Origin of the sequence: Rhizobium sp. PRIMUS64 (assembly GCF_023006465.1) — a bacterium.
GTDB classification, from domain to species: Bacteria; Pseudomonadota; Alphaproteobacteria; order Rhizobiales; family Rhizobiaceae; genus Rhizobium; species Rhizobium leguminosarum.
In genome coordinates, this window is record NZ_JALBGX010000014.1 from 1 (window position 1) to 16,060 (window position 16,060).

The window sequence follows — 16,060 nt, forward strand, 5'->3', positions numbered from 1 at the left end:
GGCGGTCAGCCCGGCATTTCCTGTCGGCGCGCCCTGCTTCCGCTCCTGCTTGATCAGCGCCTGGAAAGAACGACGCCAGCCTGGGCTCAGCGCCGGGATGCGCAGCGCGCGCTCCAACTGATCGCGGGGGTGGCCCGGCATATAAAGCAGCGCGTTGATCTCGAAAACGCTCATGCCTTCAGGCCCGGACGCCACTTTCGTGATCTCGTTGCCGGCCTGCACTTCCCCTTCCTCCAGCACACGGAAATAGAAACCAGGCCGACCGTGTTTGACCACCAGCGCGGCCATCTCCGGCTCGTCCATGCGTATGCCGAGCCGGTAGCAGGTGACGCGTGGTTGCGTCACTTCGAACAAAGCACCGCCGATCCGGTAACGGTCTCCAATGCATACTTCTGCATCGGGCAAACCATCGACGGTGAAATTCTCGCCGAACTGACCGTAGACGAACTCGTCTCGGCGCAATTGCTCCTGCCAGTACCGATAGGAATCGATCTGATAGACAAAGACTGCGCGGCCTTCGCCGCCGTGGCCAGCCAGGTCGCCTTGTCCATCGCCGTCCACGTTCAGGCGCCGCACCATACGCGGGCCGTCGACCGGCGTCTTCCAAATGGCAGTGTTGACGATCTTGCCTTGCCAGGTGATGTCGCGCGGCAGGCCCACATTGAGCGAAAGCAAGTGTACCATGACATTTCTCCCGAATGATGCTCACCGCAATTTCGAGATCGACGGAGGACGGTTACATCGTCAATCTCAGCTCGAGATAGTGTTCGGTCAACGTCGTCAAGGTGAAGGCTCTGTTGAGGCCGCTCGGATTTGGCAACAGCCAGACGGCGGCGCCGGCAAATGTCTCGGGTTGCCGACCCCATTCAACATCGGCGCGAAGACTGATCGCCGCGTATGCCGCCTTTCCGAGAAAGGCCAGATTGGCCGGCGCAAACTTTCGTATCTTGTTTTCCAGGCCAGGCGCGGCGCTCAGATAATCCTGCCTCTTGAGCTCGCTTGCGCTTTTCGTCGGACGTGAAACCGCCGATGTCAGACCACAGCCATATTGCAGCAGCTCGCGCTCTTCATCCGCCCGCAGCAGACGCGGTGTAAATCCAGCCAGATGCAACACGCGCCAAAAACGGTTGCTCGGGTTCGAGAAATTATGCCCGTCGCGAACGGCGGACAAAGCCGGATTCAATCCGCAGAAAACCACGGAAAGGTCAGGTGCGAGGATTTCCGACAATCCGGCTTTCGGCATCGTGGAGGCGTCTGGACTGTCGAGTTCCGCGGACATGGCATCATCTTGCATTATGGGACATCGCTCGAATTACGCCTGTCAAACATACCAACCGTGCATCGAGCGAAACGAGCTTCCTGAATACCATCAATGAGCGGCCGGTCTGACGGACACACGGTGCTAATCATCTTGCTGAAAATGTCGATGAATGGCCTTAGTGGCAATTTGAAAATATCGGGCGCAATCGATTCTTTGACAGGATCCGTAATGACCACCGAAGCAGCGCGTAATTCGCATCCCATCTACTTCATCGGAGCTTTTGCCACGGGTGGGCTCCTGACTTTCATGGTGCACCTCAATGGGGAATTGGCCCGTTATGGGAATCCCCTGTTCTCATCTTGGACCGCACACGGCACGGGCATCATCGCAGCCGTCATTCTTCTCCTGGTGGTCCACCGCCGGCGCAGGCCGAGGGTAGAAAAAGCCCCCAATGCGCCTTGGTGGGCTTACTTCGGTGGGATATCCGGTGCGGCAACGGTCATTCTGACCTCGACCGCGGTCAACTCACCGCTCGGGCTCTCCGGCACCTTGGCTTTGGGTTTGGCAGGCCAGGTCGCCTTCAGCGTCGCGGCCGACAGCTGGGGACTGTTCGGTCTGCCAAAGCGGCATCCAGATAGACGAGACATCGCCGCGCTCGGCTTGGTCGTCATGGGCGCTGCACTCATCATCCTGTTTGGGCGAGGTGCGGCGTGACGGTGTTCATTCTCCTGGCTTGCCTGGGCGGTGTGCTCGTTGGCCTCAGTCGTCAGCTCAATGGGCGGTTGAGCATATCCACCACGCCGTTGATCGCATCCTTCTGGAATCATGCCATAGGTTTTGCTGCCCTCACCTGCCTTGGTCTCTTTGTCGGAGGTCTGCTTCCTGCGGGCGCTGCCGAGGCGCCTTGGTATGCCTATCTGGGTGGCTCGATCGGCGTTGTTTTCGTGGCGGCGGGCAGTTGGGTCATTGCTCGAATAGGTGCGGTTAATTCGGCTCTGCTGATCATCGGTGGCCAGATGGTAACGGGGGTGGCGTTTGATTATATCAGCGCCGTTCCAGCGTCATTTTGGGCGAACGCGACCGGAATTGTTCTCATCGTCGGCGGAATGATGGTTAGTCGGAGACGACGCAAAGTCGACGGCTCGCAATAGCCAAGCGCTGCGCTATGATTCCGCTGCCATCGCTGACCGGGCAATTTCATCAGCCGGTCGCAAGCCACGGGGACGGACGGCGGAAACGGCTCCCCGCCGCATCTGCTCTTTCACTCAGCCCTTAGTCGCCGGGCTCACTTGCCCCGGCTCCCTAGCGAAAGGGCTAAATCCAGGGCAGGCGGCCGGCGTCCGACCGGACAAAGACTATTGCAACAGCGGCTAAAATGAGCAGGCGCGCGCTCGACAAGCGGAAATAGCCGGGAAGCCCGAGCGGGCGGGAACTACCGGCTGTGAACCGTTGCGGGCATCACATTGTCGGGGATCGGGCATGTATAGGCTTTGCCGCTGGTCTTTTCTCGCCACTCGGCCGTCGCGGCTGCCAGGAGGTCGGATGACGACATCAATGCGAGCCCCGTTGTCGCAAGCGTCTTGGCCGCATGCGCCATGGCCTTGTGCGCGGCCGGGCTTTTTCCCTGCGCGACGACCTGCCAGGTATGGGGATTGGTGCCGATCGCCCAGGCTGGCGCCCAGCATTGCGCGGTCGGCGTCACCCAGCTGACGTCGCCGACATCGGTCGATCCGGCCCGGAAATGCGATTGTCCCTCGAAATCGCGCAGACCGGTGTGCAAGGGCGCCGAGCCATCGACCTTGGCATTGGAGAACACATCGCCCTTGATCTGATAGAGGCGGATGCTGCTCCTGATCGCTTCCTCAGTGAAGGTAACCTGGATTTTCCTGGCGAAGGCGATGTCGGCCTCGTCGAAGGCTATCGGCCCGAGCGCGACCATGTTTTCGTGCATTGCCGTTTCCAGCGTGATGTTGGGAAGAAGGTTCGTCGAGGCGGTGTCGAACACGATCTCGACCTCGGTTTCGGTCATCATCGCCGCACCTCGTGCAACTTTCTCGACGCGCCCGGCAAGCTCAAGCGCCTGCGGCATGTCAGGCGCCCTGATCAGATAGAGAACCTCGGCACTGGCCTGCACGACATTGGCGGCCCTGCCGCCGGTGTCGGTGATCGCGTAATGAACGCGACAATCCTGCGGCATGTGTTCGCGCAGGAAATTGACGCCGACATTCATGAGTTCGACCGCATCCAGTGCCGAACGGCCGAGATGGGCGCTGTTGGCAGCATGTGCCGCGACACCCCTGAAGCGATAGTAATATTCGAGAACGGCAAGATTGTTCGTTGAACGTACACCGTTGAACGGGGCCGGATGCCAGGTCAGGGCGGCATCGACGTCATCGAATGCGCCGGCGCGAACCATGAAGGTCTTGCCGGAACCGCCCTCCTCTCCTGGGCAGCCGTAATAGCGCACCGTCCCGGGCAGGTTGTTCTCCTTGAGGTGGCGGGCAAGCGCAACCGCCGCCATCAGCGACCCGACGCCAAGCAGATTGTGTCCGCAGCCGTGACCGGTCGCCCCCGCCGCTTGGGGACGAGGCTCGGCCACGTCGGCGGTCTGGCTCATTCCGGCCAGGGCATCGAATTCGCCGAGGAAGGCAATCACCGGCTTGCCGCTGCCGGATTCGCCGATGAAGGCCGTTTCCATGTCTGCGACGCCGTGGCGCACGGCAAAGCCGTTTTCCTCGAGTGTCCTTGCCAGCAATTGCGACGACCGCCGCTCCTCGAACTTCAACTCCGCGAAATCCCAGATACTGTCGCTGAGAGCGACATAATCCGGCTTCATCTTTTCGATCGTCGCGGCAATAGAGCTGATCGCGTCAAGATTCATGGCATTTCCTCGCTGTCTGTCCTGCCGCCACAGGGACGTGTTGCACCGGATCCGGCAGGACTGCCTGCCGGATCTCCTATTGACTGTCGAAGTGGGATGGCGGCGCCCGATCCACCGGGCGCGGCAATTCGGGCTCAATTGTCGAGCGAAACTTCCCAAAGACGAGCATTCGATTGCCAGACGGGCTGACCCTTCAGCTTCTTGGTCGCGCCCCAGACATCGACCATGTCGTAGAGGAAGATGCCCGGCATTTCCTTGAGCATCAGCGTGTGAAACTCGTCGAAGATCGCCTGACGCTTCGTCTGGTCGGACTCCGCATAGGCGGCCTTCATCAACTCGACGGCTTTCGGGTCATCCCACATCAAAGAAGCGTTCTTGTCCTTGTTGCCGACATAGAAGCCGTACATCAGCGCCGGATCGAGCCGCGGCGCGACCGATTGCGAGATGATCTGGTAGTTGCCGGAGCGGCGACGATCGACCTGCGTCGCATAGTCGAGCACCTCGATCTGCACATTGAGACCTGCCTGCTGCATCATGGCCTGCGCCATCACCGCGGCCGGGAAGCTTGGCACGTTGCTGCGCTTGTTGGCGATGATGGTGATCGGCTCGCCCTTGTAGCCGGCCGTCGCAAGCTCCTTCTTCGCGGCCTCTAGGTCGTAGGGCAGACGCGTCTTCTGGACATCGTCGAAATAGAGCGAGTCTTCCGAAACCATGGAGCCGTTGGCTGCTCCGGTGCCATTGGAGGCGGCCTCGACGAGCTGGTCGAGATCGAGTGCCATCGCCATGGCGCGGCGCACGCCGGGATTGCTCAGAACCTTGTCGCGCGTCTGGATGTAGAAGAGGTTTTTGCCGTTGTTGCGCGCTACGATCAGTTGCATCGTGTCGCTCGTCTTGAATTCGGGAATGAGATCCGGCGAAATCTCCGCGGTGTCGAGCACACCGGACTGAAGGCCGGCCTTTACGGTCGAAGCATCGGGAATGACCATGAACTTGATGCCATCGACGAGAGGGCGTTTGGAGCCGACCATGCCATCGGGCTTGCCGTCGTTCTGGGGCGACACATAATCGTCAAACTTGGCAAGGTGGATATACTCGCCCTTCTTCCATTCATCCCATTTGAAGGGACCGGTGCCGATCGGTTTGATGAAGCTTCCGTCCGAGCCGACCGATTCCGGCGAGATCATCCCGGTATAACCGCATTCGGGGCGCGACATCAGGCCAAGGAAAATCGCGGATGGCTTTTCCAGCGTGATGGTGACTGTGGAAGCATCGACTGCCTTGACCCCCGTAACATGCACGCTGCCGCTGCCGTCGAAATCAGGAAGGCAGGTCCATTTCGTTTCGGGCTTGAGATAGCGGTTCCAGTTCCACACGACGTCATCGGCGGTCAATGTCTTGCCGTTGTGAAATTTGACGTCGTCACGCAGTTTGAAGCTGTAGCTCAGCCCATCCGCCGAGACTTCGAAGCTCTTTGCCAGCAGCGGCTTGACCTCGCCGTTGTTGGCATAGCCGACGAGTCCTTCGACGATATGCAGGATGACGCCATCGGTATTGCCGTCGCGATTGACGCCTGGATTGGCGCTGCGCAGATCGGAGCTTTGAGCCACGACGATGTCGCGGGCGTCGACCACGCCGGTCATCGCCATCAACATGGTCCCTGCAAGAAGAAGCTTATGCATTGTTCTACCCTCTTTTATGGATTGTTAGGATCGGAGTTCATCCCAGCAGGCGCGTGAAAGCCTGCCGATGGTTTCAAGCGCGACCGTGTAGCCAGGGGTGCCGTCCGGCATTTCCTGCGGCACATCGTCGGTATAGGCGGCGATGATGTAGAAGGGGGACCCGTCGCGATAGACGATACCGGCATTCATGCGGCCGCGCTTTCCCGTGCCGCCCTTGTGGGCGACGAGCACACCGAATGGCAGCCGGGAAGGAATGGCATAACGCAGGATCTGGTTCTTCAGGGTTTGAAGCGCGTAAGCGCACAGCGCCTGCGAGCAGCCGAGCCGGTCCGCGGCTTCCGGCGAATCCTGGGCATCCAGGATGGTCTGCAGCAGATAGACCTGATCCCGCGCCGTCGTCGTGGTGACGGCCTTCAGGGAATGATCGGGCGACAGCGCCAAGGGAGGGATGAGGAAGCGATGGTTGGTGCCTGACATGCCGATCGACTTGCAATAACCGTCGACCTCTTCGAGCGTCAGCCTTTCGAAGACCATCTTGGTGCAGACATTGTCGCTCAGCACCATCATGCCGGTGATGGCATCGCGCAGCGATATGACGATACCGGGCGTCAGATAGCGGAACATCCCGCTCGCCACTTCCTCGGCGAAGCGCTTTTCGTAGGTAATCCGTTCGTCCAGATCGAGGCGGCCTTCATGCGCGGCCTTCAGGGCTGCCATCATGATCGAGGTCTTTCGGGTGCTGGCGGAGGGCGTTTCCTCGTCCGCGCCTCTGCCGATCGTTTCACCGCTGCCAAGCGCACGCACCATGAAGCGCGTCACGAAAGGCTGGGCATCGCAGATCGCGTTCAATCGCTCCGCGAGCTTTGTGGGTTCAATCATCGTCGTCATGTCAGTTCTCCAGGCGCCATTTGAGGATCACGCCGCCCTGAGCATTGTGGTCCAGAGCGGGGATGGCCGAGAGAAGCCTTTGCGTATAGGCCTCCTTCGGGCTGTCGAAAACCGTATTGCGGTCGCCCTCCTCGATGATCCGGCCGTCCTGCATGACGACGACGCGATCGGCAACCTGTTCGACCACGCCGAGATCGTGGCTGATGAACAGGCAGGAAAAGCCGTAGCGTTTTTGCAGATCGGACAGGAGTTCGAGCACCTGCGCCCGGACCGTCACGTCAAGCGCCGATACCGGTTCGTCGGCGATCAGGAATTTCGGCCGGCGCGCAATGGCCCGGGCAATCGCCACGCGCTGGCGCTGGCCGCCCGAAAGCTCATGCGGGTAGCGCTCGGCATAATCGGCCCCAAGCCCGACTTCCTCCAGCGTCCCCAGGGCGCGCTTGCGCTTTGCCGCAGCGTCGAGATCGGGAACGAGCCGCAGCGCTTCTCCCACAAGCGCGACGATGGTCATGCGCGGATCGAGCGAGGAATAAGGATCCTGAAAAACCATCTGGCAATTCAGCCGATAGTCCATCCAGTCGTCGTCGCGGCTGCGTCCCTTGAACCGGATATCGCCTTCGCTCTCCCGGACCAGTCCGGCAATGGTGCGGCCGAGCGTGGTCTTGCCGGAACCCGAACCGCCGACCAGGGCCACGACTTCGCCCTCGTGGATATCGATGCTGACGCCATGCAGCGCCCGTTTCGGCGTTGCCTTCTTCATCAGCGACCGCCGGCCTGCATAGTCGACGACGATATCCCGCGCCGAGACCATCGGCGCCTTGGTCTTGTCGATCGTCCGCGTCTCTCCGCGAAACGGCAGGGAGGAGAGCAGTTTCTTCGTATAGGCACGCTGCGGTGCGTCGAGCAGATCGGCGGTGCGTCCTTCTTCGACAATCACGCCCTTTTCCATGACGACGATGCGGTTCGTGTAACGGGCAACCATCGGCAGGTCGTGACTGATCAGCAGCACCGCGGTGCCTTCCGCCTGTGTCAGCTCCACCATCAATTCCATGACGTCGCGCTGGATCACGGCATCGAGCGCGGTCGTCGGCTCGTCGGCGATCAAGAGCGCCGGTTTCAGCAGCATGACGGATGCCAGCATGATGCGCTGGCGCATGCCGCCCGAGAATTCATGCGGATAGGAAGTAAGCGCTCCGGCGGGATCGCGGATTCCCACCCTGTTCAGCATGTCGAGGATCCGGCTGCGCCGCTCTTCCCGCGAAAGTTTCGTATGCAGTTGCAACCCTTCTTCGAGCTGGCGGCCGACGGTCATCGAGGGATTGAGCGAGGTCATCGGTTCCTGGAAGACGACACCGATTTCCGCACCGCGCAATTGGCGCAATTGCGCAGCGCTCATCGCAAGCACGTCGCGTCCCTTGTAGGCAACGGAGCCGCCGATCACCTTGATCGGCGCCGGCAGCAGCGAGATCAGGGCGCGTGTTGCCAGCGTCTTGCCCGATCCGCTTTCTCCGACAATGCCGAAGATCTCGCCTGGCGCGATGTCGAAGCTCACGTTCTTGACGACCTGCACACCGGTCCCGGCGACCTGAAGCGACAGGTTGCGGACACTCAAAAGCGTTTCATTGGTCATTTCAGTCCCCTCATCCGCGGATCAAGCTTGTCCCGAAGTGCGTCGCCCAGAAGATTGATGCCGAGGAGCGTCAGGGCGATCGCCAGGCCCGGGAACAGACCCAGCCAGACCGCCTGCTCGATGAATGGTCGGCCGGCAGCCAGCATGTTGCCCCAGGTCGGCGCCGGTGGTGGAACGCCGAGACCGAGAAAGCTGAGCGCGCTTTCCGAAAGGATCGCCCAGCCGAACATCGAGGTCGCAAGCACGGTGATCGGGGCGATGCAATTGGGGAGAATATGGCGGAACATGGTGTAGAGCTCGCCATTGCCCATCACCTTGGACGCCTCGATGAACTCCCGCTCGCGCAGCGACAGGACTGCACCCCGGACAACGCGGGCCATCGAGGGCGAATAGGCAATGCCCAGCGCGAAGATGATGCCATATTGATTGGCGCCGAAGACCGCGAGCAATCCAAGCGCCAGAAGGATGCCCGGAAAGGCGAGAAGCGCATTGTTGACGGCCATGATGACGGCGTCGATCCAACCGCGGGCGTAACCGCTGACGAGACCGATCAGCGTGCCGCAGACTGTTGCGAATGTGACCGTCAAGGTGCCGATCCAGACGCTCGCCCGGGCGCCTACGATCAGGCGGCTGAGAACGTCGCGGCCAAATTCATCGGTTCCGAGCCAGTGGGCGCTGCTTGGCGCCGCCAGCCGTGCGGTGAAGCCCAGCTTCATCGGATCGTAGGGGGTCCAGAAAAGGCCGATCGCAGCGGAGATGAGCAATGCGGCAATCAGAATGCTGCCGATGAAGCCGTTGAACGTGACGTTTTTCATTCGGCGACTACCCGCGGATCGAACAAGGGATAGAGCAGGTCGACGACCAAATTGACCAGCACATAGGAAAGCGAGACGAACAGCAGGCAACCCTGGATAACGGGGTAATCGCGGGCAAAAATGCTGTCGACCATCAGTCGGCCGAGCCCCGGAATGGTGAAGACCGTCTCGATGACGGCAATGCCGCCGAGCAGATTGCCGAGGATCAGACCGATGACTGTCCAGGTTGGGCCGAAGGCATTCTTGAAGGCGTGCCGCCAAAGGACGGCGCTTTCGGAAAGGCCCTTGGCCCGGGCGTGGGTGATATAGTCGAGACGCAGCACTTCCAGCGTCGAGGCACGTGCCATACGGATCAACACACCCATCTCGTGAATGACCAGGGTCATGATCGGCAGCACGAGGTAGAGCAGTCCGCCGGTAACGTTGCTGCCGATCGAGACATAGCCGAGGACCGGTAGCCAACCGAGTTTCAAGCCGAAGAAAAGCAGAAGCAGAAGTCCGAGCCAGAATGTCGGGATCGACAGCAGGATCGTGGCCGTGCCGACCAGCGCCAGGTCCGTCAGACTGTTTTGCCGCCAGGCGGCGATGACGCCCGCCGGCACGGCAATGAGGCTCGCCAGAAGAACGGCGACGACGACGATTTCGGCGCTGACCAGAAAGCGTGATGCGACGAGCGGCAGAACCGCCTCGTTATTGACGATCGAACGGCCGAAGTCTCCCTGCACGACGTTGGAGGTCCAGATCAGGAACTGTTCCGGCAGCGATTTGTCGAGACCGAGTTCCGAGCGCATCGCCGCGATCTGCTCCGGCTCAGCCATATCCCCCAGCATCAGTGCCGCCGGATCGCCGGGTATGAAGCGGATCAGCGTGAAGACGGTCACCGAAACGAGGACAATCGTCGGCAATGCCATCAACAGGCGGTTCAGGACGAATTTCAGCATTTTTGTTCCCCGCGACGGGCGACGGACAGTGCCCGGCGCCATCGGTTTCGTTGCCGCAGACTATGATCGAATGAGGAAATATCCGCAATATTATGCGATTCTGTCATAAGTCTATGCGGAATACGACCGCAACCAAAACGGCTGCCTTCGTGTAAGGGGTCACGCTAAAAATTTGATTTCAAATGTCTTTTTGAGAAAGCCGGATCTGTCGCTTCAAGGCGTCGCTCAGGGCGTGGGCGGCAATCGAGAGTGGCGTCCCGACCGCCCTTGCCAATCCGAATTCCTGGGTCGCGCGTGGCACGAAAGGACGGTGAACCACCGGCAGGTGGCGATAGAGATTCGCATAAAAGCTGCTGATGATCGTGACCCCAAGGCCATGCGCGACGTAGGAACAGGCGGAACTGTTGGTATGCGTCTCGATCTTGACGATCTGCTTGACGCCGGCCCGCCGGAAGGTCTGGTCGAGCGCCATGCGGTTTGGCCGCTGGCGGCCAATCAGAATGAGAGGGACGTCGCGCAAATTCCTGACCGTGATTTCCTCCAGCTTCGCAAGAGGATGATCCTTCGGAACGACGCAGACACTTTCGCCGGTCGCGACGCGCTCGACCTCGATGCCCGGTCCGCTCTCGCCCTCCATGCGCAGAAAGCCGAAATCAATCACCCTCTGCTCGACAAGCTTGTTAATCGCGGTCGTCGTCTCGAAGAAGGTTTCGATCCGCACGCCGGGGAAATCACTGATGTAATCGGCCAGCATTGCCGGCGCGAAATGCTCCCACATGCTGCTCGGCAGGCCGATGCGGACGATCTCCGGGCCGGCGGCGCCGCTTCTTAAGTCCTCCGCGTGGCCCGACATCCGATCGACCGCGAGCAAGATGTTCTCGGCATCGCGGGCAAGAAGCAGAGCCTCGGGGGTGGGGACGAGACGGCCTTTGTCGCGGACGAAAAGCGACATCGAAAGGTCCGCCTCGAGCTGCTGCAGGAGGCGGCTGACGCCGGACTGGCTGAGACCCATCGTCTTTGCCGTGGCAATCGTCGACCCCGTCGCCAGAAGCGTGCGCAGGACTTCCAGTTGCTTGATATTCATGCGTTTGCGATCCCCCGGGACGGTTCAAGCACCGTCATCATGCCCAGTCCGAAATGCTTTGAAGGAAGAGGCTGGCTGCCTTGGGCATCGGAAATTTCTCTCCGCTGATCAGCGCGTAGGCAACCGGCAGTTCCGGTTCGAGCGGAATGAACTGCAGCGGCAGCGTCGCAAATTCGCGGGCGATGATCTCGCCGACCAGCGCAATGCCGAGCCCCTGCGCGGCCAGCGCGCAGGCACTCGCCACCGAATGCGCCTCGAGCAGGGGGCGTTGGCGGATGCCGGCCTTGTAGAACAACGCCTCCAGCTCATGACGAACCGGTCGCTCCCTATTCAGCATGATCAGATCCTGCCCCTTCAGCTCGCCGACCGACAATAGGCGGCTGCCGGCCTTGGGATGATCATTGTGCAGGGCGCAAATGATCCGCGACGACAGGATCTTCTCCTGTTTCAATCCCGGGCTCATCAGCGGCAGACGCGCGAAACCGAGATCGGCCTCGCCGTCGGCCACCATCCGTTCAATTGCGAGATAGCTGCCGGATGCGACTTCGACGCGCATCGGACCATTCGCGGCGAGAAAGCTCTTCACCAGCTTCGGAATGCGCGTCGAGGAGAGGCTGGCGGGAAAGGCGAGCCGCAGCATGATCTCGCGCGATCGACCGCTCTCGAGCTCCATCGCCGCCGTTTTCAAGGCGCGTAGCCGGTCGGAAATGGCGCGGATTTCCGGGCCGAGCTGCAGCCCCTCGCGGGTCGGTTGAAGCCGGTTCTTTTCCCGGTCGAAAAGCCGGACGCCGAGATAGTCTTCCAGTTGCTGCAACAAGCGACTGGCGTTCGATTGCGAGATGCCAAGCTCGACAGAAGCGGCGATCGTCGAGCCCGTCGCGGCGATGGCGTCATAGGCCTCGATATGCTTCAGGCTGATCGCCGCACTCGTGTCTCGCGCCATTGTATCTCCAATGTCGATAGCCCTACCCGCAAACCGCATAAGATTGCGGACCAGCGGAAAGTTGAACATTTTCCGCTGAGAACCAAACTCACGGAAAGACTTTCGTCAATGGCCACCATTCTCCGGAAGATCGCGGAACAGGTCCTGTCGCGAACGGCGTTCTCAAACGTCGCCATCGACCGGGCAAGAGATGCAGCGGTGGACACCATCGGCTGCATGATTGCAGGCAGAGGCGATGAAAGCGTTGCCGCGCTCACTCGCGCTTTCGATGAGGAAATCGCCGGAGGCGGCGAAGCGCGGCTCGTCACCGGCGGCTCCGCCTCGCCCTCGCTCGCCGCACTCATCAATGCAACGGCGGCTCATGCGCTCGATTTCGATGACAATTTCCATCCGGCCAGGGCGCATGCTTCCGCGGTGCTGGTGCCGGCGCTGCTGGCGGTTCTGGCGCGCGGCAAGGTGACAGGCGGAAAGCGGTTTCTCGAGGCCTACCTGGCCGGGCTGGAAGCGCAGGCGTCGGTCGGCTTCGGCGTCAATCCCTCTCATTACAACAGAGGCTGGCACGCAACGGCGACGGTCGGCAGCATCGGGGCTGCGGCTGGCGTGGCACGGCTTCTCGGCGCTGACGAAAACGGCTTGGTCGCGGCGATGAGCCTCGCGACGAGCTTCGCCTGCGGCCCGAAAGGGCAATTCGGCACGACCGCCAAACCGCTTCATGCCGGCATTGCCGCGCGCAATGCCGTGGATGCGGCGCGCATGGCGCTTGCGGGCATGAGCGGGCGGCCGGATATCCTCGAGCGGCCGCAAGGCTTCCTCGACCTTTTCGGAGGCGATGATGCCAAGGGCTGGGAAGGCCTGACATTTGACGAAGAGCATATCATCGAAAGCCGGGGTGTGGTGACCAAGCGCCATCCCTGCTGCGCCTCCACCCATCGCGCAATCGACGCGCTTCTGGATCTGAAGCAGGAGCATGGACTTTTGGCGGGCGACATTGCCAGGATCGAGACGAAAGTCGGCATATCCGCTGTCCGCAACCTCGCTTATCCCGACCCCGCCGACGAGATGCAGGCCCGCTTTTCGATGCAATATTGCCTGGCGACAGCTTTCCTCAAGGGCGCTCTTAGCCTTTCGGACTTTACACGGCAGGAGATCGGACGGCCGGAAATCCGGGAATTCATGCCGCGCATCGAAATGCGGTCCTATTCGGCTGATGAGGAAAAAGGCGTGGAGCGCCTCCCGCATGTCGTCACGGTCACGATGCGCGACGGGCGCATTTTGAACAAGTCCCGCTTGCATGCGAAGGGATCGCTCGAAGCGCCGATGAGTGTGCATGAACGCGAAGTCAAATTCATGGACTGCTTGCGCTGGGGAAATCGGAATGTGTCCGGCGCCTCTTTCCTGCAGCTTCGCAAGCTTGCCGATTTGGAAAACCTGTCCGGCGACGATCGCTTCTGGAGCCTGATCACAGACAGTCCATCGCCTTGACAAGCCGCCGGGACGAATGGACGGCCGAGAACGCCTCCCCGCCGCCGCATCGTTTAAGCCACGGCCTTCTCAGGCGAGGTATTTCGTAAACCAGTCGACCGTTCGCTGCCAGGCGAGCTTGGCTGCTGCTTCGTCATAGCGGGGCGTGGAATCATTGTGGAAGCCGTGATTGACGTCAGGATAGATATAGGCCTCGAATGTTTTTCCTGATGACTTCAGCGCAGCTTCATAGGCCGGCCAGCCTTCGTTGATGCCCTTATCCAGCCCGGCATAATGGAGAAGCAACGGCGCCTTGATCTTCGGCACGTCTTCGGCGCGCGGCTGTCGGCCGTAAAAGGGCACGGCGGCGGCAAGTTCCGGATAGGCAACCGCCGCAGCGTTGGCAACGCCACCGCCATAGCAGAAGCCGGTGATGCCGACCTTGCCGGTGGTGAGATCGCTGTGCATCAAAAATTCGACCGCCGCGAAGAAGTCGTTCATCAGTTTTTCCGGGTCGACCTTCTGCTGGAGTTCCCGCCCCTTTTCGTCATTGCCGGGGTAGCCTCCGACCGACGTGAGGCCATCCGGCGCAAGTGCGATGAAACCCGCCTTTGCCACGCGCCGCGCTACATCCTCGATATAGGGGTTCAGGCCCCTGTTCTCGTGAACGACCACCACGGCCGCGATTTTGCCGGTCGCGCTTTTGGGGCGGACGAGATAGGCGCGGACATCTCCATTTCCCTTTGGCGAGGGATAGGTGATGTATTCGGCTGATATATCGGGATCGGTGAACTCGACCTGGGTCGCCAGCGCATAGTCAGGGCTCAGCGATGCAAGAATGGCGGCTGCCGTGACGCCGCCGACGGCGAATTTGCCGGCGCGGTCGAGAAACTCGCGCTTGGTAATTCTCCCGTGCGCGTAATAATCGTAGAGTTCGAGAAGTTCCTGAGGGAAATCCTTGGCTGTCATTCGGGTCATGATGGCTCCTCCTTGCCTCCGGTTCTCGCACCATCCTACACAGGTAAACTCGCGACTCTTTTCAACATTTCGCGAGTTCCGCGTGAGCTTGCCGCGGCGATCGATGGCTGCGCCAACAGTCGCTGAATTCGCCGCCCCGGCTTCAAGAGATGCGCACTATTCCCTTTGGCAATCGGCGTCCGGCCGGTCGCAGCGAGCAATCGACCGCCGGCTACCGATCTATGAAAATTAATTTCATACTCGCGCTTTGAGGCCCGTTTTCTATTGACGCCTCCCGATTTTTGTCCCAACTTAAAGAAAATAAATTACTAAATGGGAACTTGATCGGCATGAAAGTGGGAATCATCGGGCTAGGATTCCGGCTCGGCTATCTCGGCTATGTTTTCAAGGCAATTGATAGCAGCTTCGACATCGTAGGCTATGTGGATCCGGAACCTGCCGGACTTCCCGGATTGACGGAAAAGGGAATTTCAGTCGGCAAGGCCTATGGCTCGCCGGAGGAACTCCTCGCTTCCGAAAAGCTCGATCTGCTGATGATCGGCTCTCCCAATCACCTGCATCTCGATCATATCAGGCTCGGACTTCAAGCCGGCCTCAAGGTCTTCTGCGAAAAGCCGATCGTCACGACCATCACCGAAAGCATCGAGCTTGCCCATCTGATGGCAAAATTCGGCCACGAGCGGCTGATGGTCGGTCTCGTCCTGCGCTATTCTCCTCTTTACAAGGATCTGCGCGCCATCCAGGCCGAGGGCAAGCTTGGCCAGATCGTTTCGATCGAGGCCTCCGAACATATCGAGCCTTATCATGGCGCCTTTTTCATGCGCGACTGGCGCCGCTATGAGCGCTATTCCGGCAGCTTCATGCTGGAGAAATGCTGCCACGACCTCGATCTCTACAATGGTGTCGTCGGCGCAAGGCCGGAGCGCGTTGCAAGTTTCGGCGGCCGCAAGAGTTTCATTCCGGACAACGACCCGGCGCGCGAGGGTATCAACGACCTCGAGCTTTTCCACCGCAAGCCGAGCGGATGGATGGGGTCGGACAAGGTCTTCGACAGCGACGCCGATATCATCGACTATCAGGTCGCGATCGTCGAATATGCCAATGGCGTCGGCATGAACTTCCACACCAATCTGAACGTGCCCGACCAGTTCCGCCGTTTTGCCATCATGGGCTCGCGCGGCATGGCCGAAGGCGATTTCGTTCGCGGCTATCTCGACGTGCACGAACAGCTGACCGGCAACAAGGTGGTCGAAAACAAATATGCCGCCACGGAGCTGTCCCAGCATTACGGCGCCGATGAACAGATGGCGAGCGACCTGCTTGAAAGCGTGCGCACCGGGCTCGAACTTCCTGTTTCGACGCTGAATGCGCTCGAAGCCGGCATCCTCGCCTTGGCGATGGACGAAGCGAGGATGAAGAAAGCGGTCGTCGATCTGCGTCCCATTTGGGACCGCTTCGACGAAGCCCTTCACGCAAGAGCGGCTTGAGGAGGTCGGCAA

General features: G+C 60.5%; 15 protein-coding genes. 4 read left to right on the top strand and 11 right to left on the bottom strand.

Annotated features, from left to right (window positions below; translation table 11 throughout):
* Together MOV76_RS08285 and mug are read right to left on the bottom strand one after the other, a co-directional pair.
* Window positions 1-684: MOSC domain-containing protein (locus MOV76_RS08285; RefSeq protein WP_247264306.1), on the bottom strand; the 684-nt coding region annotated here is incomplete at its 3' end.
* 52 nt (window positions 685-736) lie between these two features.
* Window positions 737-1,279 carry a G/U mismatch-specific DNA glycosylase gene (gene mug / locus MOV76_RS08290; RefSeq protein WP_247264307.1) on the bottom strand — a complete coding sequence of 181 codons (543 nt, stop codon included), beginning with the start codon at window positions 1,277-1,279 and terminating at the stop codon, window positions 737-739.
* A 210-nt stretch (window positions 1,280-1,489) separates the two neighbouring features.
* On the opposite strand from mug, the gene MOV76_RS08295 reads away from it, so the two are divergent.
* A complete protein-coding gene (locus tag MOV76_RS08295) occupies window positions 1,490-1,975 on the top strand; it encodes a DMT family transporter (RefSeq protein WP_112908687.1) in 486 nt (161 codons plus the stop codon).
* On the top strand, window positions 1,972-2,412 hold the full coding sequence (locus MOV76_RS08300) for a DMT family transporter (RefSeq protein ID WP_247264308.1): 441 nt from the start codon (window positions 1,972-1,974) through the stop codon (window positions 2,410-2,412). The genes MOV76_RS08295 and MOV76_RS08300 overlap by 4 nt, the downstream gene beginning before the upstream one ends.
* A 281-nt stretch (window positions 2,413-2,693) precedes the next feature.
* Here the strand turns inward: MOV76_RS08300 and MOV76_RS08305 are convergent, their stop codons facing one another.
* From MOV76_RS08305 to MOV76_RS08340, 8 genes are all read right to left on the bottom strand, one after another.
* Window positions 2,694-4,142: a M20 family metallopeptidase gene (locus MOV76_RS08305; RefSeq protein WP_026188783.1), complete on the bottom strand. Its 1,449-nt coding sequence runs from the start codon at window positions 4,140-4,142 to the stop codon at window positions 2,694-2,696.
* A 134-nt stretch (window positions 4,143-4,276) separates the two neighbouring features.
* Window positions 4,277-5,821, bottom strand: a complete 1,545-nt coding sequence (locus tag MOV76_RS08310) for an ABC transporter substrate-binding protein (RefSeq protein WP_018246611.1) — start codon at window positions 5,819-5,821, stop codon at window positions 4,277-4,279.
* A gap of 24 nt (window positions 5,822-5,845) precedes the next feature.
* Complete coding sequence (locus MOV76_RS08315) at window positions 5,846-6,709, bottom strand: class A beta-lactamase-related serine hydrolase (protein WP_247264309.1); 864 nt, start codon at window positions 6,707-6,709, stop codon at window positions 5,846-5,848.
* 1 nt (window position 6,710) lies between these two features.
* Window positions 6,711-8,339, bottom strand: coding sequence for an ABC transporter ATP-binding protein (locus MOV76_RS08320; RefSeq protein ID WP_247264310.1), 1,629 nt, complete (start codon window positions 8,337-8,339; stop codon window positions 6,711-6,713).
* Window positions 8,336-9,154 carry an ABC transporter permease gene (locus MOV76_RS08325; protein WP_017992060.1) on the bottom strand — a complete coding sequence of 273 codons (819 nt, stop codon included), beginning with the start codon at window positions 9,152-9,154 and terminating at the stop codon, window positions 8,336-8,338. Before MOV76_RS08325 ends, MOV76_RS08320 begins: the two co-directional genes overlap by 4 nt.
* Entirely contained in the window at window positions 9,151-10,095 is a 945-nt protein-coding gene (locus MOV76_RS08330; protein WP_168331979.1) for an ABC transporter permease, read from the bottom strand. The genes MOV76_RS08325 and MOV76_RS08330 overlap by 4 nt, the downstream gene beginning before the upstream one ends.
* A gap of 178 nt (window positions 10,096-10,273) precedes the next feature.
* Window positions 10,274-11,179 carry a LysR family transcriptional regulator gene (locus MOV76_RS08335; protein WP_130719007.1) on the bottom strand — a complete coding sequence of 302 codons (906 nt, stop codon included), beginning with the start codon at window positions 11,177-11,179 and terminating at the stop codon, window positions 10,274-10,276.
* A gap of 37 nt (window positions 11,180-11,216) precedes the next feature.
* Complete coding sequence (locus tag MOV76_RS08340; RefSeq protein WP_197728297.1) at window positions 11,217-12,191, bottom strand: LysR family transcriptional regulator; 975 nt, start codon at window positions 12,189-12,191, stop codon at window positions 11,217-11,219.
* Window positions 12,192-12,230: 39 nt separating this feature from the next.
* Here MOV76_RS08340 and MOV76_RS08345 point away from each other — a divergent pair, with 39 nt between their 5' ends.
* A complete protein-coding gene (locus MOV76_RS08345) occupies window positions 12,231-13,604 on the top strand; it encodes an MmgE/PrpD family protein (RefSeq protein WP_247264311.1) in 1,374 nt (457 codons plus the stop codon).
* A 69-nt stretch (window positions 13,605-13,673) separates the two neighbouring features.
* Here MOV76_RS08345 and yghX read toward each other — a convergent pair whose 3' ends face one another.
* Window positions 13,674-14,561, bottom strand: coding sequence for a YghX family hydrolase (gene yghX / locus MOV76_RS08350; protein WP_247264312.1), 888 nt, complete (start codon window positions 14,559-14,561; stop codon window positions 13,674-13,676).
* A gap of 329 nt (window positions 14,562-14,890) precedes the next feature.
* On the opposite strand from yghX, the gene MOV76_RS08355 reads away from it, so the two are divergent.
* The gene (locus MOV76_RS08355; RefSeq protein ID WP_130748320.1) at window positions 14,891-16,048 is read left to right on the top strand and encodes a Gfo/Idh/MocA family protein; all 1,158 of its coding nucleotides are present in this window, start codon (window positions 14,891-14,893) and stop codon (window positions 16,046-16,048) included.
* Window positions 16,049-16,060: the final 12 nt, after the last annotated feature.

Bases quoted from the DNA above. Each gene is read 5' to 3' on its own strand.
- MOV76_RS08315 (WP_247264309.1), bottom strand. From the start codon at position 6,709: ATGACGACGATGATTGAACCCACAAAGCTCGCGGAGCGATTGAACGCG.
- MOV76_RS08325 (WP_017992060.1), bottom strand. From the start codon at position 9,154: ATGAAAAACGTCACGTTCAACGGCTTCATCGGCAGCATTCTGATTGCC.
- MOV76_RS08330 (WP_168331979.1), bottom strand. From the start codon at position 10,095: ATGCTGAAATTCGTCCTGAACCGCCTGTTGATGGCATTGCCGACGATT.
- MOV76_RS08340 (WP_197728297.1), bottom strand. From the start codon at position 12,191: ATGTTCAACTTTCCGCTGGTCCGCAATCTTATGCGGTTTGCGGGTAGG.
- MOV76_RS08335 (WP_130719007.1), bottom strand. From the start codon at position 11,179: ATGAATATCAAGCAACTGGAAGTCCTGCGCACGCTTCTGGCGACGGGG.
- MOV76_RS08310 (WP_018246611.1), bottom strand. From the start codon at position 5,821: ATGCATAAGCTTCTTCTTGCAGGGACCATGTTGATGGCGATGACCGGC.
- MOV76_RS08320 (WP_247264310.1), bottom strand. From the start codon at position 8,339: ATGACCAATGAAACGCTTTTGAGTGTCCGCAACCTGTCGCTTCAGGTC.
- mug (WP_247264307.1), bottom strand. From the start codon at position 1,279: ATGTCCGCGGAACTCGACAGTCCAGACGCCTCCACGATGCCGAAAGCC.
- yghX (WP_247264312.1), bottom strand. From the start codon at position 14,561: ATGACCCGAATGACAGCCAAGGATTTCCCTCAGGAACTTCTCGAACTC.
- MOV76_RS08305 (WP_026188783.1), bottom strand. From the start codon at position 4,142: ATGAATCTTGACGCGATCAGCTCTATTGCCGCGACGATCGAAAAGATG.
- MOV76_RS08355 (WP_130748320.1), top strand. From the start codon at position 14,891: ATGAAAGTGGGAATCATCGGGCTAGGATTCCGGCTCGGCTATCTCGGC.
- MOV76_RS08345 (WP_247264311.1), top strand. From the start codon at position 12,231: ATGGCCACCATTCTCCGGAAGATCGCGGAACAGGTCCTGTCGCGAACG.
- MOV76_RS08295 (WP_112908687.1), top strand. From the start codon at position 1,490: ATGACCACCGAAGCAGCGCGTAATTCGCATCCCATCTACTTCATCGGA.